At 72.8% G+C, this 19,160-nt stretch carries 12 protein-coding genes and 2 pseudogenes; 3 read left to right on the top strand and 11 right to left on the bottom strand.

Features of this window, described 5'->3' with window-relative positions; all coding sequences use genetic code 11:
- Window positions 1–32 precede the first annotated feature (32 nt).
- The 4 genes from ACWCV9_RS17475 to ACWCV9_RS17460 form a co-directional block, all read right to left on the bottom strand.
- Complete coding sequence (locus tag ACWCV9_RS17475; protein ID WP_450787571.1) at window positions 33–1,187, bottom strand: MAB_1171c family putative transporter; 1,155 nt, start codon at window positions 1,185–1,187, stop codon at window positions 33–35.
- Between the two features lie 66 nt (window positions 1,188–1,253).
- Window positions 1,254–2,417, bottom strand: a complete 1,164-nt coding sequence (locus ACWCV9_RS17470; RefSeq protein WP_450787570.1) for an MAB_1171c family putative transporter — start codon at window positions 2,415–2,417, stop codon at window positions 1,254–1,256.
- A complete protein-coding gene (locus ACWCV9_RS17465) occupies window positions 2,414–3,025 on the bottom strand; it encodes a toxin (RefSeq protein WP_450787569.1) in 612 nt (203 codons plus the stop codon). The genes ACWCV9_RS17470 and ACWCV9_RS17465 overlap by 4 nt, the downstream gene beginning before the upstream one ends.
- Window positions 3,026–3,240: 215 nt before the next feature.
- On the bottom strand, window positions 3,241–4,932 hold the full coding sequence (locus tag ACWCV9_RS17460; RefSeq protein WP_450787700.1) for a DUF2264 domain-containing protein: 1,692 nt from the start codon (window positions 4,930–4,932) through the stop codon (window positions 3,241–3,243).
- Window positions 4,933–5,076: 144 nt separating this feature from the next.
- On the opposite strand from ACWCV9_RS17460, the gene ACWCV9_RS17455 reads away from it, so the two are divergent.
- Window positions 5,077–6,756 (top strand): rhamnogalacturonan lyase B N-terminal domain-containing protein, encoded by a 1,680-nt coding sequence (locus ACWCV9_RS17455; RefSeq protein WP_450787567.1) that lies wholly within the window; start codon window positions 5,077–5,079, stop codon window positions 6,754–6,756.
- A 5-nt stretch (window positions 6,757–6,761) separates the two neighbouring features.
- Here the strand turns inward: ACWCV9_RS17455 and ACWCV9_RS17450 are convergent, their stop codons facing one another.
- From ACWCV9_RS17450 to ACWCV9_RS17435, 4 genes are all read right to left on the bottom strand, one after another.
- Window positions 6,762–8,171, bottom strand: a complete 1,410-nt coding sequence (locus ACWCV9_RS17450) for an RICIN domain-containing protein (RefSeq protein WP_450787565.1) — start codon at window positions 8,169–8,171, stop codon at window positions 6,762–6,764.
- A 1-nt stretch (window position 8,172) separates the two neighbouring features.
- Entirely contained in the window at window positions 8,173–9,264 is a 1,092-nt protein-coding gene (locus tag ACWCV9_RS17445; RefSeq protein WP_450787563.1) for a glycoside hydrolase family 43 protein, read from the bottom strand.
- 186 nt (window positions 9,265–9,450) lie between these two features.
- Window positions 9,451–9,840, bottom strand: a complete 390-nt coding sequence (locus ACWCV9_RS17440; RefSeq protein ID WP_450787561.1) for a VOC family protein — start codon at window positions 9,838–9,840, stop codon at window positions 9,451–9,453.
- A 30-nt stretch (window positions 9,841–9,870) separates the two neighbouring features.
- Window positions 9,871–11,256 (bottom strand): amino acid permease, encoded by a 1,386-nt coding sequence (locus tag ACWCV9_RS17435; RefSeq protein WP_450787560.1) that lies wholly within the window; start codon window positions 11,254–11,256, stop codon window positions 9,871–9,873.
- Window positions 11,257–11,460: 204 nt separating this feature from the next.
- Here ACWCV9_RS17435 and mmuM point away from each other — a divergent pair, with 204 nt between their 5' ends.
- Window positions 11,461–12,393, top strand: coding sequence for a homocysteine S-methyltransferase (mmuM, locus tag ACWCV9_RS17430; RefSeq protein WP_450787559.1), 933 nt, complete (start codon window positions 11,461–11,463; stop codon window positions 12,391–12,393).
- A 338-nt stretch (window positions 12,394–12,731) separates the two neighbouring features.
- Here mmuM and ACWCV9_RS17425 read toward each other — a convergent pair whose 3' ends face one another.
- The 3 genes and pseudogenes from ACWCV9_RS17425 to ACWCV9_RS17415 form a co-directional block, all read right to left on the bottom strand.
- Window positions 12,732–14,285 (bottom strand): carboxylesterase/lipase family protein, encoded by a 1,554-nt coding sequence (locus ACWCV9_RS17425; RefSeq protein ID WP_450787699.1) that lies wholly within the window; start codon window positions 14,283–14,285, stop codon window positions 12,732–12,734.
- A gap of 135 nt (window positions 14,286–14,420) precedes the next feature.
- Window positions 14,421–15,668: pseudogene (locus tag ACWCV9_RS17420) on the bottom strand (alginate lyase family protein); the annotation flags it as partial.
- 55 nt (window positions 15,669–15,723) lie between these two features.
- A pseudogene (locus ACWCV9_RS17415) lies at window positions 15,724–17,636 on the bottom strand (putative Ig domain-containing protein); the annotation flags it as partial.
- A 341-nt stretch (window positions 17,637–17,977) separates the two neighbouring features.
- Between ACWCV9_RS17415 and ACWCV9_RS17410 the strand changes: the two are divergent.
- Window positions 17,978–18,991, top strand: coding sequence for a hydroxyacid dehydrogenase (locus tag ACWCV9_RS17410; protein ID WP_450787557.1), 1,014 nt, complete (start codon window positions 17,978–17,980; stop codon window positions 18,989–18,991).
- Window positions 18,992–19,160: the final 169 nt, after the last annotated feature.

Below are 19,160 nucleotides of genomic sequence, written 5' to 3'. Positions count from 1 at the left end.
CTCTCTCTCCCTGTAGTGCTCGTCGGCCGGCGTCACGTGGTTCCCACCTGGCCCGGTGCCGCCTTGCGAAGGCCTTGCACGGCGTGCGCCAGCTCGACCAGATCGATGGTGACGCGGAACTTCTCCGGCGGATCGGCAGGGCCGTCACCCTGGCCCGACGCACGGCGTATACCGTCGATGATCATCGCTTCCTCCGAAGCGGCACGCGCCCTCTCCCCCGCCTCGCCGCGTGCCACGGCGGCCGCGTACGTCGTGTGGCCGACGCGCTGATCGATGTAGGCCGTCAGCTGGAGGAGGGCGTCGCGGATGTTCGCTTCCATGAGGTAGAGGCGGTTGCTGGGCAGCTGCCACCAGAACTGCCACCAGGTCGGTTCGGCGACCGGGGCCGTGGCCACGTCCTTCACCGCCGACCAGAGGGGGCCGAGCGCGCGGTAGGTGGACAGGCTCTGCCGCTCCACGGCGGCCGCGGAGGCGAGGCGGGGCAGCACGAACCCGGCGCAGTAGATCAGCGCCCCGAGGGAGGCGGCGGGGGGAGCGACGTCGGTGGACAGGAAGTCCAGGTCGTATCCCAGCCAGCGCGCGACGACCGCGGTGACCTTGGCGAGGGTGAAGCCGAGGGCGTCGAGCAGCAGCCCGGCCAGGATCAGCCGGAGGCCGAGCCGGAGCAGCCCGGTGACCTCGTCGCGCGCCCACTTCAGACAGACCGCGCTCAGGACGATGGTGCTGGCCAGATGACCCGTCAGGTACAGGGCGATCATCTCCCGCATGTACGGGGTGTTCGCGTAGTAGGTGTCCAGGTCGGTGAGGCGCTCGGTGTGCGCGTCCGCGAGGCCGAACAGCACGACGATGGCGAGGATGAGGGTGCCGTAGACGACGACCGCCATCCGGGTCATCCGCCGGATCCGTTCCCTCGGCCCGCCCTTCCAGTGGAACAGCAGGACGATCAGGGAGCAGCTGAAGGCGGAGATGCAGCTGTACGTCAGCGGGGCGCCCGCGTTGGGAACGCCCGTGACGTCGTTGACCGCGGCGAGCGTGACCGGAGCGGACAGGAAGAAGCAGACGGCGGCGATGAACGCGGTGGCCCGGGTGGCGACGGACAGCGGGGAGCGGGGAGTCCTGCGCGGCCGGCGCAGCAGTATGGCGGCCAGGGCCAGCAGCGAGGACGCCAGGTACACGAGAAGGCTCATGTTCTTTCGCGGACTCCGTTCAGGGCCTTCGGACGCATGGGGGGGTTGGGGAACACGGATCCGGGGTCAGGCGGAGCGGGCCGGGGCGTGGCCCGGCTCGACGGCGCGCGCCGCACGCTCGGACCTCTTCACGGCGTCGGCGATCAGGACCAGGGACGCGGCATCGCGCGGAGGGGAGAGCCGGGGTGGCGCGTCGGCGGGCCGGAGCACGGGCCCGGTACCGCGCCCGACGGCCTCGGCGATGGTCACGGCCCACGCGGCCGATGTCGCCCGGGTCCAGTCGCCGGTCTTCTCGAACTCCGCGAGGAGTGTTGCGTCGTGGAGCATCTCGTCGTAGAGCGTCTCGATCGCGAGGAGACCGTTGTGGATGGTGCTCCAGCGCCACGTGCCCCACAGGAAGGGGGAGCGCGGCCGCTCGACGCGCAGGGCGCGGTCCGTCAGCACCGGGTCCAGCACCGCGTCGAGGGGTGCCAGCCGGACGTAGTCGCGCCAGGCGGACAGGTGCGGGCCGGCCAGCGGAAGGAGCACGCCCACCACGGTGAGCAGCGCGCCCAGTCCGGCGCAGACGGGCGGGATCGACGTGCCGAGGACCGACCAGTCCCGGCCGGTCCACCGCGCGACGACGGCGGCCAGCTTCGCGATGCTGTACCCGGAGCTGATCACCGTGCCCGTGCCGATCAGGAGCAGACTGGTGCGCAGCCAGGGCCGCTTGCGGACCTCCTCCTCGAAGCCCCAGCGCAGCGACCAGAGGGCGCTGACGGTGACGGCCGTGAGATGCGCGACGAGGTACAGGACGACCATCTCGGCGATCCAGGGGCTCGTCGCGTAGTACGTGTCGAAGTCGCTGCGGCGCTCCTCGGCGGCGTCGCCGAGGGCGAAGAGGAGGGCGACACCGGCGAGGACGGCGGTGTACCCGAGGATCCAGCTCCGGGTCGTCCGGCGCAGCCCGGGACCGCCCCGCCAGCAGGCGATCATGATCAGCAGTGCCGCGCTGTAGGCCGTGATCGAGGCATAGGTCAGGGGAGCGGCCAGGTTGGACACGCCGCTGACCCGGTTGATCACCCGCACCGAGGCGGGTGCCCCGAGCAGGAAGCAGAGCGAGGCGATCGCCAGCACGCCGTTGACGGCCCGCACCGAGGGTTCGCGCCAGTGCCGGAGCAGATCCGGCAGCTTCACCAGCAGGCCGGCCCACAGCAGGCCGCAACTCGTGTAGTTGATCGTCCCGCTCATGTCCGGGTCCCCCGATAGTGCAGCGCGTCCGCGATACGGCGGGCCGTTTCGCCGGTGATGACGTCCCGCTCCATCAGCGCACGCATCTCCTGCCCGATCCGGATCCCGAAGAGCTCGGCCTCCTTCTCCGGGTCCTCGTCGAAACGGGACCGCGCGGCGGCCGGCAGGGCGCCGTGGGCGTGCCCCGACTCCAGTGCCTCCCAGGCGCCGCTCGCCAGTTGCTCGGGCGTGAACCCGTCCTTCTGCCGCATGTGCCACAGCTCGTGTCCGAAGATCTGCGCCTGATGCCAGATCTCCGCGTCCTGCTCGATGATGACGTCGTCCCGGTCCGCGCGCTCCAGCCACATGCCCGTGGCCCTGAACTCGCGGGGGATGTGCACGCGGTGCACCACGAGCGGCCGGTCGCCGCGCCACCGCTGGGCGGACTCGACCAGGGCCTGGAACAGCGCTTCGGGGTCCTCCGAAGCCGCGCCGGCCGGCGTCTCGTCCGCACAGGGGCCGCTCAGCTTGGCGCTGATGGGGGCCATCAGCGTCTCGACGAACAGCCGCATCTCCCGGTCGCGCCGCCGTAACCTCTGCCACTGGCGCAGCCGGGTCAGCGCCGTCACCGTCCGCGCTCCAGGGTTTCGGCCAGTCTTGCGTAGGCGTCGTCTGCGGCCACCGAGTAGGTCTCCTGGGGCGTTGCTGAGCAGGGGTGTCGGGCTGACGCGAGGGTAACCGGCGGCACGTGGGCCGGTCGACAGGGGCGGGGAAACCTGCGTGAATGTGCGGGCTCGGCCGGCATGTCCGGTTCGGGCGGCCGCATCGCGCTTCGGCCCCGCGCTCACCTCTGCGTGGTGACCTCCACCCCTGGCCCGGCCAGGTCCACCAGCAGCCGCCCGCCCCCGCTCCAGCCGACCTCCAGCAGCCCGGCACCCGGCGCCCGCACGGTGACCAGGCCGGCGAGCGGGGCGGGGTCCGGGTCGGCGGTGAGACGGCACAGGGCGACGAACAGGGTGGGGGTCGCGCCGGTGGTGCCGGTGAGGGCGTCGGAAAGCCCTACGGCGGGCAGGAGTTCGGACCGCAGCCCCGGCCGGGCCGGCCAGCCCGTCACCCGTACCGGGGTTCCGGGGGCCGCCCCGGTGACCAGATGGGCGCGCACCTCCGCCGCGCCCTCGGCGAGCACCACGCTGGTCACCGTGATGCCCTCGCGGACGGTGTGCCGGGAGGCGATCCAGCCGTCGCCGGTGCCGAGCGGCTCGATGTCCGTGCGGCTCGGGTCGCCGTCGACGAACACGCTGTTGTCGTACGACGGTACGGGCGTGGTGGCGGTGGAGTAGCCGAGCCGGGTGTAGTAGGGGTCGTAGCGGACGTCCTCGCTGCCGTGGTTGTGCAGCCGTACCAGACCGTCCGAACGGGTCGACTGGAGAAGCCAGTTGGGGACGGGCAGCGGGCGTACGGTGTCCGCGCGTTCGGCCGGGCCCGGTTCCTCCGGTGCCGTCCACACCGGGTGATCGGCCGGCAGCAGCAGGCCGAGGAAGCCCTTGCTCGCCCAGTAGGGGGAGGCCGGTCCCGAGTACCCCTGGAGCACGGTCTCGTCCGGGCCGAGCCAGCCGAGCGGCAGCAGGCCCCGCGCGTCGACCGCGCCACCGTCGAGGAAGTACCGCAGGGCGCCCGACGCCAGGCGCCGGGTCTCCCCCGGGGGCAGCGGGGTGTGGCCGGTGAGCGCGCCGAGCCAGAGCGGCGCGGCGGTCGCGAACCGGTAGGTCAGGGAGCGGCCCTGGTGCAGGGGGGCGCCGTCGCCGCCGAAGAAGTGGGCGTAGTCGGCGAGATGACGGGTCAGCCGCCGGCCGTAGCGGTCGAGCAGTTCGGCGTCCTGGGCCAGCCAGGCGTGCAGGACCGGGTACAGATGCATGGCCCAGCCGTTGTAGTAGTCGAACTTGCGGCCGTCGCCGTCGGTGTACCAGCCGTCGCCGAGGTACCAGTCCTCGATCCGCTCCAGCCCCCGGTCGATCGTCTTGCGCGCCGCCTCCTGCTGGTGTCCGATCTCCTGGAGGAAGCCGCCGACGGTCACCGGGAACAGCTCCCAGTTGCACGGCCAGGCCTCGGCGGTGAGCGCGTCCTCCAGCCAGCCGGCCGTGCGCTGGCGTACGGAGTCGTCCAGGCGGTCCCAGAGCAGCGGCCGGGTCAGCCGCAGGGCGAGCGCGACCGAGGCGGCCTCGACGAGCGGCTGGCCGCGGTCCTCGATCTTCGGCCAGACCCCGCCGGGGCCGGCCGCGAGGCCCTCGGCGTACCGGCCGAGCGCGGTCTCGTCGCGGCGGAAGGCGGCGAGCAGCAGGGTGCGGGCGTACCCTTCGAGGCCGTCGGAGAGACGGCCCGACCAGCTCTCGCGTGCGCCGGGCAGATGGTAGAGGGCGCCGTCGACGGTACGGTACGGCTCGACGGCGGCGAGCAGGGCGTCGGCCGCGGCTTCCCAGTGGGCCCGGGTGTACCCGGTGTACGGGCTCGACGCGCGGTCGTCGGCGGGCAGTTCCATCACGTCGGCGCCTCTCCCTTCCTGGCGAACCAGCCCGGGTCACCCCCGGCCATGCTCCAACTCCCTTGACCTTGCCCCCTGGAAAGCGCTTACGCAAGGCGATACGGTCCAGCCGCTGAACCCGTCCCCGAAGGAGACCCCCCCATGTCCGGATCCCCGCACAGCGCCCTCACCCGCCGCACCTTCGTGCTCGGCAGCGCGGCCGCCGCCGGCACGGCGGCCCTGGCCGGGCCGCTCGCCGGTTCGGCGGCCGCCGCGGGCTTCGGCTGGAGCGACGACGGCTCCAACTACGTCGTCGACACCGGCGCGAACCTGGTCTTCAAGGTCAGCAAGACCAACGGCGACCTGACCTCGCTGGTGTACAAGGGCACCGAGTACCAGGGCTACGGCGGCCGGAACTCGCACGTCGAGTCGGGCCTCGGCGCCTCGACCGTGACCCTCGCGCGGTCCGGCCCGACCATCCTGATATCGGTCGCCCACGGCACGCTCCGGCACTACTACGCGGCCCGCAGCGGCGAGAACAACATCTACCTGTGGACCCACAAGGCCGACGACTCGGTCACCGCGACCCGCTACATCGTGCGCGTGAGGGCGGGCCTGTTCCGCAACGACGAACCGGACTCCTACACGTACACCACCAGCACCGTCGAGGCCTCGGACGTGTTCGCGAAGCCCGACGGCCAGACCCGCTCCAAGCACTACTCCCGACACCGGGTCATCGACTACGACTACATCGGCTGGAGCACCGGCAGCGTGGGCCTGTGGATCGTGCGCAGCAACCACGAGAAGGCGTCCGGCGGCCCGTTCTACCGCTCGCTGCTGCGCCACCAGAGCGCCGACGGCGGCGGACTGTACGAGATCCTGTACTACGGCGAGAACCAGACCGAGGCCCAGCGGTTCGGGCTCCGGGGGCCGTACGTCATCGCGTTCACGGACGGCGGCGCACCCTCCCCGGCGCTGTACCACGGCACGCTGACGACGCCCTGGGCGGACTCGCTCGGGATCTCGGGCTACGTCCCGGACAGCGGCCGGGGCCGGGTGGCCGGCGTCGGCATCACCGGGCGGGACACCGCGTACCCGTACACCGTCGGCCTGGCCAACTCCACTGCCCAGTACTGGGGTTCGGTCCGCGCCTCGGACGGGTACTTCTCGATCGCCCGGGTGCTGCCGGGCACGTACACACTGACCGTGTACAAGGGCGAACTGGCCGTCTACAGCACGCAGGTGACCGTGTCCGCGGGCGGGACCACCACGCTGAACACGATCACCGTCCCGTCCTCCAACGACCCGGCCAACGCGAGCGCCCTCTGGCGGATCGGCACCTGGGACGGCACGCCCCGCGGCTTCAAGAACGCGGACCTGATGACGTACGCGCACCCCTCGGACGTGCGGGCCGCCTCCTGGACCGGCAACGTGGTCATCGGCAGCGGCACCGAGACCTCCGCCTTCCCCTGCTATCTGTGGAAGGACGTCAACAGCGGTCTGCTGGTCTACTTCAAGCTGACCGCGGCGCAGGCCGCCGCCGCGCACACCCTGCGGATCGGCGTGACCACGGCCTACGCCAACGGCCGCCCGCAGATCACCGTCAACGGCGCCTGGACCTCGGCGGTCCCGGCCCCGCCCGCCCAGCCGGGCACCCGGTCCCTGACGGTGGGCTCCTACCGGGGCAACAACCACACCTTCACTTACAGCATCCCGGCCAGCGCCTGGCAGAAGGACACCAGCCGGTACAACGTGCTGAAGATCGACATCGTGAGCGGTTCCGGCACGACCGGCTTCCTCAGCGCGGGCACGGCGGTCGACGCGATCGACCTGCTGGCCTGATCGCCTCAACCACCGCGCTTCCACTGCTGGTTGGCGCCGCCGTTGCAGGCGTAGGTGATGACCGGCGCCGAGTCGGCGGTGGACGCGCCGGAGACGTCCAGGCACTCTCCGCTGGTCCGGGCCCTGAGGGTGACGTAGGAGCCGGAGGCGGCCACCGACCACTGCTGGCTGGTGGCGCCGGTGCAGTTCTCCTGGGTGACGTCGGTGGCGTTCTCCTGGAGACAGAGCGAGCTGCCCCGGCCCATCAGCGCGTAGTAGCCGTTGCCGAGGTCCTTGAACCACCACTTCTGGTTGCCGCCGCCGTTGCAGGTGTACTGGCTGACGGCGACGCCCTGCCACAGCGACTGGTTCGGCACGTCGGCGCACTTGGAACTGTGCCGGGCGATCAGCGTGTTGTACGTCGCTGCGGTCCCGGCGATCGTGCCGGCGGCGGTGTCGACGGTGATCTCCGGGTACCAGGACATCGTCATCGAGGTGGCGGTCGGGAAGGCCAGCGGCAGCCACACGTAGCGCGAGTCGTTGACGGTGCCGCCGAAGGAGTTGCCCCAGCGGTCGCCCATGTACAGGTACGAGGTGCCCGACGTGCCCTGCACCGGCAGGACGTAGGCGGTCTGCGAGCCGTAGGCGGTGGAGTCGCCGACGCTGGTCCAGGAGGTCCAGGGGCCGGTGAGGGAGGTGGCGGTGGCGTACTGCTGCTGGTTGGGGTCCCAGCCGGTGGCGCCCGAGGTCAGCATGAAGTACACCCCGCCCCGCTTGAACAGGGCCGGTGCCTCGCGGTGGCCGCCGGGCCAGGGGTTGGCGACCAGGCTGTCGACACCGGTGTAGTCGGCGGTGAGCCGGTAGATGTGCAGGTCGTCGTTGTTGTTGGCCGAGGACACCAGGTAGCCGGTGCCGTCGGTGTCGACGAAGGTGGTCAGATCGCGGGACTGGTTGTCGCCGAGCGGCTGGAAGCTGCCCCGGTAGCTGTAGCTGCCGTCGACGGTGGCGGAGACGGCGACGGCGGTGCGGGCCTGGCTGTAGTCGACGCCGTTCTCCTTGTGCATCCACATCACGAACCGGCCGGTGGCCGCGTTGTAGACGACCTTCGGACGCTCGATGTAGGCGGTCTGGAGCTCGGCGGCGGACGACTGGCTGAGGACATGGCCGCGGAACTCCCAGTTCCGCAGGTCCGTGGAGCGGTAGCAGTCGACGTAGCGGAAGGTGTTGTCGGCGTTGCGGTCCTCGCCGAACCAGTAGTAGTACGCGCCGACCTTGATGACCCCGCCGCCGTGGGCGTGCACGGCGTTGCCCGAGGTGTCGGTGAACTGGACGCCGTTGGTGATGGTCTGCGCCGCCGCCTGGGCGGGGCCGGCCGTCGCCAGGGCCGCCGCGAGGGCGCAGGCCAGGGCGAGCAGGAGCGCGTAGGCACGTCTCATCTCACTCACTCTCCTTCCCGGTACCGGCGGGGGTGTCCGCCACGGGGACGCCGAAGTCCGGGGTGCCGTCCGGCTTCCAGCCGAGCTTCTGGATCCGGGTGTGCCGGTTGGGGTCGTTCAGGGGGTCGCCGGTGATCTCCTTGTAGGGGCGGGCGTGGTAGACGAGGACGTCGCTGTGGCCGTCCTCGGCGACGGTGAAGCAGCTGTGGCCGGGGCCGTACTGCCGGGTGACGTCGCTGCTGGTGAAGACCGGGACCGGGGACTTGGTCCAGCTGGCGGCGTCCATCAGGTCGCTGTCGGCGTCGGCGGTCAGCAGGCCCATGCAGTAGTGGTGGTCGGTGGCGCTGGCCGAGTAGGTGAGGAAGACCCGGCCGTTGCGCTGGAGGGCGTACGGGCCCTCGTTGACCTTGTAGCCGACGCACTCCCAGTCGTACTCGGGGGTGGACAGCCGCACCTGGGGGCCGGTGAGGGTCCAGGGGTCGGCCATCCTCGAGATCCACAGCGCGGTGTTGTTGTCCATGCCGGGCTCGTGCTGGGCCCAGACCAGGTAACGGGTGCCACGGTGCTTGAAGGTGGTGGCGTCGAGGGAGAAGGTCTCCCAGGCGGTCCGGATCTGTCCCCGTTCGGTCCAGGTGCCCTGGAAGGGATCGGGGTGGGCGTTCTCCAGGACCCAGATGCGGATGGCCCACACGTCCTCGGCCGGCGCGGAGGCGAAGTAGATGTACCACTTGCCGCCGATGCGGTGCAGCTCCGGCGCCCAGATGTGGGCGCTCATCGGGCCGCTGGTGTGCGCCCGCCAGATCACCGACTCGGCGGCGGTGGCGAGGCCGTTCAGGGTGCGGGCGCGGCGCAGGACGATGCGGTCGTACTCGGGCACGGTGGCCGTGAAATAGTACTGGCCGTCGACGTGGCGGACGATGTGCGGGTCGGCACGCCGGCGGACCAGGGGGTTCAGGTACGGGGCGGTGTGGCGGGCGCCGGGGGTGGCCTGGGCGATGCCGGGGGCCGCGGCGAGGGCGCCGGCGGCCAGGGCGGCGCTCTTCAGCATCAGTCGGCGGCTGGGGGCTTCGGGCAGATCGTGGTCGCGGCTCATGCGGAGTGCCTCTCGGTGGGGAAGGGCAGGTCCGGGAGAGAGCCGGCCGAGGCGTGATCGATATACCGGACGGCATCTGTGATCCCGAACGCCGAAAAGGTACGGGTGAGCCACCGGGGGGTCAATGGGTTGGACGCGAGAAGAGGGAAAGCCCTTTCCGAGAGGCGAACTGGCTGATGCGCGGAATCAGTTGAGGTAGTCCACGCGCCCGTCGTCGTCCATCTCCAAGGGACCGTCCGGGATGATGCAGAACTCGTTGCCCTCGGGGTCCGCCATCACCAGGAATCCGCCCTCGGCGTACTCCTCCAGCCGGCGCCCGCCGAGCGCCTCGACCCGCTGCTGCTCGGCCGCGGGATCGGGGGAACTGATGTCGAAGTGCATCCGGTTCTTGCCGGACTTGGGCGCGGCGGTGCGCTGGAAGCCCAGGCCCAGGCCGTCCTCCCGGCGCAGCCAGACATAGGGGCCCGTGCGGGCCACGACCGGCCTGCCGAGCAGCTCGGACCAGAACAGGGCGAGCCGCTCGGGGTCCACGGCGTCGACGACGAGGGCGTTGATCTGCATGCGTGCGGCTGTCATGCCCCGATCCTCTCAAGCGGGCCGGGGCGGTCAGGCCTCGACCGGCGGTTCGGCGCGGCCACGCAGCCACACGTAGACCGGGATACCGGCGAAGAGGAACAGCACCCCCTGGTAGACGGCCGCGTACCCGGCGCGCGCGATCAGCCAGAAGGAGAAGGCGAAGGAGAGCGCGGCGACGACGAGGTCGCGGACCAGGCCGGCCGGGCGGACCCGGGCGCGGGAGCCCCGGACGAGCCAGAACAACTGGGCGGCGGCCGACAGGAGATAGGGCACACAGCCGGTGAAGGTGGTGATGAGGACCAGCACCCGGAAGGTGGCGTCCGGGCCCGCCGTGTAGTTCAGGGCGATCAGGACCGTGCCGAGCACCGCGCAGGCCCACACCCCGAAGCCGGGCACGCCGCCCGCACCGGCCTTCGCGAACGGCGCCGGGAAGAGCCCGTCGCGAGCGGCGGCGTACGGCATCTGCGCGGCGAGCAGGATCCAGCCGTTGAGGCAGCCGACGACGGACACGACGGCGACCAGGGCGATCGCGGTGCCGCCCCAGTGCCCGCCGGTCATCGCGTTCACCGCGTCGGCGAACGGCGCACCGGACCCGGCCAGCCGCTCGTGCGGGACCAGGCCGAAGACGGCGACCGTGCCGAGCAGATAGACGAGGGCTGAGCCGAGGGTGCCGAGGACGCTCGCGCGGCCCACCGTGCGCTCGGGGTCCGCCACCTCGCCCGCGCTCACCGCGGCCGACTCGACCCCGAGGAAGCTGTACAGCAGCAGCGCGGCGGAGGCCGCGACGGCGCCCGGGACACTCTCCCCGGAGGCGTTGAACGGGCCGAAGTTGTCCTCCCGGACGAAGAACAGGCCGATGGTGGCGACGAGGACCAGCGGCACGAACTTCAGCACGGTGCAGACGAGCTGCACCACACCGACGACCCGGGTGCCGGCGAAGTTCGCGGCGGCGGGCAGCCACAGCGCGGCCAGCGCGACCAGCCCCTGGAGCAGCCGGTTGCCGTGCAGCGGAATGAGGACGTCGACGTAACCGACGACGGCGACCGCGAGCGCGGCGATGCTCACCCAGCACATCGTCCAGTACGACCACGCCGACAGAAACCCCGCGAACGGCCCGAACGCGTCCCGCGGATACACGTACAGCCCGCCGGTGACCGGGCTGCGCCGGGCCAGCCTGCCGAAGAGCAGGGCCAGAAGGACGGCCGCCACGGACAGCACGGCGAACGCGAGCAGGCTGACGGTGCCGTACGGGGCGACGGCGGACGGCAGGGCGAAGATGCCGCCGCCGATGATGTTGCCCATCACCAGGGCGGTCGCGGTGGCCAGGCCGAAGGTGCGGCGCCTCGGCGTGGGAGCGGCGGGCGTGTCGGCCGCTTCGGCGGGGTGGGCGGGTCCGGTGGAGCTGGGGGCTGTCATGGCGGTTCCGTCACGGGAAGAAGAGCGGGGAGGGGTGGGGGCGTGATCGTAACCCCCGAGTCCACATGGTGGGCGATCTGTTCATGAAATGGACACAATCAGCGGCGGATCCCAGGGTTTCCGCAGGTCAGACGCGGCATGGTGGGCTGTTCACCTGCTGGACGGCCCGATCCGGCCGGGCTCCGCTTCGACTAGCGTCGGGACATGACCAGCTATCCCTCCCCCAGCCTCGCCGACGCCCTCGCCGCCGGAACGGTCGTGCTCGACGGCGGTATGTCCAACCAGCTGGAGTCGGCCGGGCACGACCTGAGCGACGCCCTGTGGTCCGCGCGGCTGCTCGCCGAGCGGCCGGAGGCGGTCACCGAGGCGCATCTCGCCTACTACCTCGCCGGTGCGAGCGTCGCCATCACCGCCAGCTACCAGGCCACCTTCGAGGGCTTCGCCCGGCGCGGCATCGGCCGCGAGGAGGCCGCGCGCCTGCTCGCGCTCAGTGTGGAACTGGCCCGCGACGCGGCCCGGCAGGCCCGGGCGGCGGGCGTCGGGCGGCCGCTGTGGGTGGCCGCGTCGGTCGGGCCGTACGGCGCGATGCTCGCGGACGGCTCCGAGTACCGCGGCCGGTACGGGCTGAGCGTGGCCGAGCTGGAGCGCTTCCACCGGCCGCGGCTGGAGGTGCTGGCCGCCGCCGCGCCGGACGTTCTCGCGCTGGAGACCGTGCCGGACAGCGACGAGGCGGTCGCGCTGCTCCGGGCGGTGCGCGGGCTGGGGGTGCCGGCCTGGCTGTCGTACACCGTCGACGGCCGGCAGACCCGCGCCGGGCAGCCGCTGGAGGAGGCGTTCGCGCCCGCCGCCAAGGCCGAGGAAGTGATCGCGGTGGGCGTGAACTGCTGCGATCCCGAGGATGTGGCGCCGGCCGTGGAGATCGCGGCGCGGGTCACCGGCAAGCCGGTCGTGGTGTATCCGAACAGCGGCGAGGCCTGGGACGCGGAGGCGCGGGCCTGGACGGGGCGCACCCGGTTCGCCGTCGGGCAGGTCGCGAGCTGGCAGGCGGCCGGGGCGCGGCTGATCGGGGGCTGCTGCCGGGTGGGGCCGGAGGGGATCGCCGCGCTCGCGGACGCGGTGGGCGGGCAGGGCGCGTAGGGCGGGACCGTCCGGTGGGGCGCGGGAGACGCTCGTGCGGATGCCCGGGTTCCGGCTCCGCAGTCCCCCGCGCGAGGGGTACGGGTGTGCCCGACGGCCCGGCGGGTGCGCCTTTCAGCGCCTGCCCGCGCGGGGGGCGCCAGCGGGCGCCCGGTGATCGAACAGCGCCTCCTGACGCCGGTGACGGCGCGTGCTCGGCTCAGTACTGTCGGTTGCGGGGGCCGGGGGATGCGCCCGGCCGACACCTCAGTGACCCGCCCCGCCGCCCCACAGCCGTCGGCCGCCCGGACCTCCCACCGGGCGGCCGGCCCCTTGCGCCGCACCGGCCGCCGGGGGCCTCACCGGCGCCGCGCCCCGACCGACCGGCGGAGTCTGCGCACCGCGCCCGCCAGTTCCGCCCCCGGGGCGCGGATCTCCGCGGGCGGGCCGGGTTCCGCCGGCCACAGGGCGATCTCCGCGTCCCGGGGACCGTACGCGGTGGAGGGATCGCCCTCCCCGAAGACCCGTACGGGGTGGGTGGCGTCCCACGGCTGCCAGCCGGGGTCCGCTCCGGCGGCGAACCGGACCCATGCCGCGTGCATCGCGTCGCACAGCTCCTGCGGCGCACCCTCGCCGGCCAGCCGCCGGGACTCGGGTACGGCCGCCGAGTCGAAGACGAAGCCCAGTTCCAGGGCGTGGCAGGCGCCGAGGCCGGGGAGGCGGGAGGGCCAGGCGAACTCGTAGAGCCAGGAGCTGCCGGGGCGGGCGTCGGCGAGGCGGTGCAGCGGCGCGCGCAGCAGGTGGTCGGTGACCATCTGGCCGACGATCTCCGCGGTGCCCGCGTCCGGGTGCAGGGCCCGGTAGGCGCGGGGTACCTCGTGGCCGGTGTGGCAGCGGGCCATGGCGCCGGCGAGGGCGACGGCGCCGAGCCGGTCGACGCGTTCCAGCAGTCCGCCGGGCACGAGCCACAGCCGGTACTCGTCGCGGGTCCAGCCCATGAGCAGCTCGACGTCCGGGGCGGCGTCCCCGTCGAGCAGGGCCTTGAGCGGGTCGCGGGGGACGAGGTCGCCGTCCACGACGATGCCGAAGGCCGGGCCGCCCAGCACCGGGCTGCTGAGCCGGCCGACCTCGGCCTGGGTGCGCAGCAGCAGCTCGCGGTCGACGGCGGCGAAGGCCTCGGCGGTGGCGGGGATCTTCAGCCGGGCGGCCATCCGGCGCACCATCCGCCGTACCTTGTCGCGGTCCGCGGCCTCGGGCGGGCCGCTTTGCAGCACGGCGCGCCGGATCAGGCCGCGGGCCGGGGGCGCGGCGAGCAGGGCACCGACGCTGATGGCGCCGGCGGACTGGCCGCACAGCGTGATCCGGCCGGGGTCGCCGCCGAAGGCCTCGATCGCGTCGTGCACCCAGTGCAGCGCGGCGAGCTGGTCGCGCAGCCCCGGGTTGGGCGGTGCGTCGGGAAAGAGTCCGTAGCCTTCGACGCCCAGCCGGTAGTTGACCGAGACACAGACGACGCCGTCGCGGGCGAAGGTGGCGCCGTCGTAGACGGGTACGGCGGAGGAGCCCCTGGTCAGGGCGCCGCCGTGCAGCCAGACCAGGACCGGGAGGCGGGCGCCGGGGTCCGGGTCAGGGGTCCAGACGTTGAGGTTGAGGCAGTCGTCGCCGGGGATCACCGGATCGGACAGATAGTGGGCGAACGCCTCGGAGTACGGCGGTTTCGGCGCGGTCGGACCGAACGCGGCCGCGTCGCGCACCCCGTCCCAGGGGTCGGGTGGCTGGGGCGGGCGGAACCGCCGGGGGCCGAAGGGCGGGGCGGCGTAGGGGATGCCCCGGAACACCGCGACACCCCGCTCGAACCGGCCGCGTACGGCCCCGTGGGGGGTTCTGACCACGGGGCCTGTCTGGTCTGCCGTCATCGCCACCAGCCCTTCGCCGGACTGTCGCACCGCGCTCGGCGACGCGCGTGCCCTGTACACATCAGAGCACCACACTGCGCGGAGGTATTCCGGTGCCGGGGCCGGTCGCTGGGCCGTTCGGCGTACGCGCGGCTCCTTGGCGTACATCAGCGTCCCGAAGCCGAGCTGGTCGTAGCCGCCGGAGGTGGAGCCGTAGTCCCCGCCGCCGCCCTCGGGGGCGACGGAGTCGCACATCCGGGCTATGTAGCGGTCGTCGAGGTGGAGGCGCCGGTTGTAGTGGTAGTGGAGCATGGCCCACACCGGGCGGACCTGGCCCCGGGACTCGTCGGAGATGACGGTCTGGGACTGCTCGGCGCAGTCCTGGCCGCTGCCCCAGGTGTAGGTGGTGAAGGGGACGTCCTCGCCGAGGTTGTACTTGGCGACGTACTGGGCGGCCTTCATGAAGCGGCGGCCGTCGTAGGAGTACAGGTCGTCGCCCTGGTTCCAGGCCATCTCGCACAGGGCACCCATCTGGCCCATGCCCATCAGGGTGTGTCCCTGGTCGCGGCCGGACTCCTGCCACTGGCCGAGTTCGTGGCCGTCCGCGTCGGTGTGGAGGTAGGGCACGGCGTGTCCGATGGAGCCGTTGCCGGCGCCCTTCTTGAAGTAGGTGACGGCCTGGTCGTAGGTGGAGGTGTCGTCGGTGAGGATGCCGATGGCCATGACCGAGGCCATGGTGCAGAGGTCCCAGTTGGCCCAGTAGTGGGTGACGCAGGCGTCGTTGTGGCCGGTCAGGAACTGGTTGTTCAGCGGGTGGAAGACGCCCGTCATCATCTCCTGGAAGGCGCGGAGGTCGAAGCCCGGGTAGCCGCGCATCAGCTCGGCGGCGTTGGCGAACTGCCAGCCGTAGATGCCCGCGGCGAGGAAGCGGTCGGAGTTGCCGGTGATGGTGGTGAGGGTGGACGCCCAGGCGTTGAGGATGCGTACGGCGCAGTCGCCGTGGGCGGCGGTGCCGGCGATGTTCCAGCGCAGGGCGTTCTGGTAGGCGGCGGCGATGTCGTGGAAGAGGATGCCGTAGTTCTCGCCGGTGCCGCCCCGGACGATGGTGGCCTGGGGGTTGGGGGTCCAGGTGGACTGGGCGTGGTCGTTGGCGGTCAGCCGGTGCCAGCCGGAGAGCCAGGGGTCGTCGCCGGCCGCGACGCGGATCTTGGCGCGGTTGATGTCCCCCGCGTTGTGGAGCATGCCGGGGTGAGTGAAGGCCGCCGGTGCCGCGTCCGCCCTGGGGGCGGCGGACGCAGAGCCGACGGCGAGGGTGGCGGTGAGGCCGGCGGCGGTCCGCAGCAGACCGCGGCGGCTCGGCGCGCCGGTGTGGGGGTGGGGGTGGTGTTCTTCGCGGCGGTTCATCGCGATGTTCTCCTCGTGGGGGGAGGTCAGGTGGGGTTCTCCTCGTGGGGGGAGGTCAGCTGGGCGTGACGCTCACCTGGTCGAAGTGCGCGGTGCCGAGGGCCGACGGGTCGCCGGAGCGGACCACCAGGCCCACGTGGTAGGGGGCGTCGCCGGAGCCCGGGATCTCACCGGTGGCGAGCGGGGTCCAGGTGGCGCCGTCATCGGTGGAGACGGCCGCGGCGAAGGCGGGCCCGGTGCGCTTCAGCCGTAGCAGCAGGGGCAGTCGGACGGGGGTGGTGCCGGTGAAGGCGGAGGCGCCGGCGACGGTGGGGCGCAGCATGAGCTGGGCGCCGGTGCCGCCGGTGACGATCGCCCCGGCCGCATGGTCGAACGGCGACAGGGACTTGGCCATGAGCAGCCCGGCCCGGTCGGCGCCGGCCCCGGTGCGGGAGACCAGCCGGGCGGTGAGCACGCAGTCGCCGCTGACCGGCTGCCGTACGAACTGGCCGGTCATCGCCTGGTTGTTGACGTCGAGGCCGACCCCGGCGCCGCGCACCACGAAGCCGTCCTCGACGGCGGTGCTGCCCGGGGTGCGGATCGCGACCACGCCGAGGGTTCCGAAGGCCCGGTCGTCCAGGACCGGGTCGCCGAGGTCGCCGTAGGTCCAGGGGGCGGGCGGGGGTGTGCCGACGGTGAGGGTGAGCGTGCCGGTGCCGGTGCCGGAGGCGTTGCCCGCGGTGAGGGTGACCGTGCGGACGCCGGTGGTGCTGGGGGTGCCGGAGATCAGGCCGGTGCGCCGGTCGAGACGCAGGCCGTCGGGGAGTCCGCCGACGGTGAACCGCACGGGTTCGTGGCTGGCCCGCAGGCGCAGCCGGAAGGGGTCCCCCTGGTTGGCGAACGCAGTGAGCCCGGGCGGGAGTTCGGGGACGGACGGGGTCGGCATGGTGGCGGCGGCAGGTGCCGACAGCGGTCCGCGTCCGCCGCCGCCGGTCTTGGCCACGGCGTAGTGGTACGTGGTGCCGGGTGTGCCGGTGGCGTCGGTGTGCCGGATGCGAGTTCCGGTGCCGACCGGGCCGATGCCGGTGGCGAGGGTGAGGTAGGGGCCGTCGGCGTCGGTGGCGCGCAGCACCGTGTAGCGGGCGCCGGGGTCCGGGTCGGTCCAGGCCGGTTCGACGGCGTCGGCGCCGGTGGCCGCGGTCAGTCCGGTGGCGGTGCGGGCGGGCCGGGGCGTGGTCCAGAGGTCCCCGGAGGCGGTGGTCACCCTGACGTTGTCGAAGGCGCCGCTGCCGGTCTCGGCGTAGTCCGCGTCGACGCCGAGGCAGGAGGCGAGGACCAGGCCCGCGTACGCGGTGTGCGGCAGGTCGCAGACCGTCGACCCCACCTCGGTCCACCGGACGCCGTCCGATGAGATCGCCCCGGTGCACCGGTCGCCGCGGCGGCTGATCCGTACCCAGTACGGCGTCCGCAGCCGGTAGCCGCCGTCGGCGCCCTCGACAGGGGGGCCTGGAGCGGGGTGGCCGACTCGGGCAGTTCGCCGAGGTCGGAGAGCGGGAAACCGGCGTTCACCGTGATCGCCTTTTGTTGGGTGAGTGGTACCGGTGTGCTGCCGGTGCCCGAGACGGCCGCGCCGGTGGTGGGCCGTACGCTCCACACGCCGCTCCAGGTGTACAGCGGCAGGCCCTGGATCAGCATGGCGGCGTGCGCCGCGTCCGCGTCGAGGGAGGCGCGCAGGGTGACGCCGGTTCTGGAGTACTGGGAGCTGAGCGGCCATACGATCCGCGCGGTGACGGTGCCGTCGCCGGGCAGCGGGAGATGGACGAGGCGGCCGGTGTGCGCGGTGCCGGATGCCTCCAGCAGGAACCGCTCCCCGTCGAAGGCGGCGGCTCCCGGAATCCGTACGGCTCCGAGGTCCTGGCTCTGCCAGGGCTCGGGCAGCCCGGCGGCGGCCGCGGCGAGGGCCGACTCGCCGCTGGTGCCGAGGGAGTTCGGGGGTGATGCCGTGGGCGTCCGGCGAGTTCATGTGCTGACTCCTCGCGGGCGGTGAGCAGATGAGGGACGCGGTGGGGTGCGATGTTTCAGCAAGCGTTTGCTACGAGCAGTGCACCGGAGCTTCCTTCCCGGCACCCGGCACGTCAAGAGGCTCGGCGAACTTCGAAAACAGTGATGCCCCCGGGCGAGCAGGTCCCAGGGTCGGCACCCCGGGCCGCACCCCCACCCGGCCGGGTCATTGACCCGCGATTCCTGCCAGATCTACGGTAGAAGACGCTTTCTGAAAAGGTTTCCGGCGCCGCCCCCTCTCATCCCCCCCATCCACTCCCAGGAGAGCCATGCCCAGCCGCCAGCCGCCGAGGGCCGTGTTCGCGATGGATCCGGTGCACCTGCCCCTGCTCTTCCCGCCACCGCTCATGGCCCGGCTGCGGCAGACCTGCGACCTCGACCCGGCTCTGGTCGTACGGGACTTCGCCGACCCGGCCGCCCGGGCCGCCCTCGCCGGCGCCGAGGTGCTGATCACCGGCTGGGGCTGCCCCGGCCTGGACGCGGACGTGCTGGCCGTCGCGCCCGGCCTGCGCACCGTCCTGCACGCCGCGGGCTCGGTCCGCTCGCTGGTCGGCGAGGCGCTGTGGAAGGCCGGGGTCGCCGTGTCGAGCGCGGCGACCGGCAACGCGGTGCCCGTCGCGGAGTACACGCTCGCCATGATCCTGCTCGCCGGCAAGGACGCCTTCACGCACCGCGAGCGGTTCCGCGCCACGCACGCCTACCCCGCCCACGCCGAGACCGCGGCCACGGGGAACGTCGGCCGTCGCGTCGGGGTCATCGGTGCCTCCCGGGTGGGCCGCCGGCTGCTGGAGCTGCTGCGGCCGTTCGACTTCACGGTCCTGCTGCACGACCCGTATGTGAGCCCCGCCGAGGCCGCCGCCCTCGGTGCCGAACTGCTGCCGCTGGACGACCTGTTGCGGCGCAGCGACATCGTGACCCTGCACGCCCCTGACCTCCCCGAGACCTACCGCATGCTCGACGCCGGCCGGCTCGCCCTCATCCGGGACGGGGGCGTGCTGATCAACACCTCCCGGGGCGCCCTGGTCGACCCGGACGCGCTCACCGGGGAGCTGGTGTCGGGCCGGCTGCACGCGATCCTCGACGTGACCGAGCCCGAGCCGCTGCCCGCGCAGTCCCCGCTGTACCGGCTGCCCAACGTGTTTCTCACCCCGCACATCGCGGGCTCGCTGGGCAACGAGCTGGAGCGGCTCGGGCGCATCGTCGTCGAGGAACTGGAACGGCTGGCCGCGGGGCAGCCCTTGGCCCATGAGGTACGGCACTCCGACCTGACGCGGGTCGCATGAGCGCGCCCGGCGGCCCCCGGCCACCGGCAACACGAGCCACGTGCACGGCAGTCCGCGCCCGCCGCACCCCGGTCGACGCCGGCACCGGCCGGCGAGCGCCCCTGCCGGCGCTTGTCCACGGGGCAGGCCGCCCCGCAGCCGGCATCGGATACGGTTTCCGCAACCCGCA

Source organism: Streptomyces sp. NPDC001606, assembly GCF_053596835.1.
Note: the sequence above shows the minus strand (reverse complement) of the source record. Positions and strands in the feature narration are given on the sequence as shown.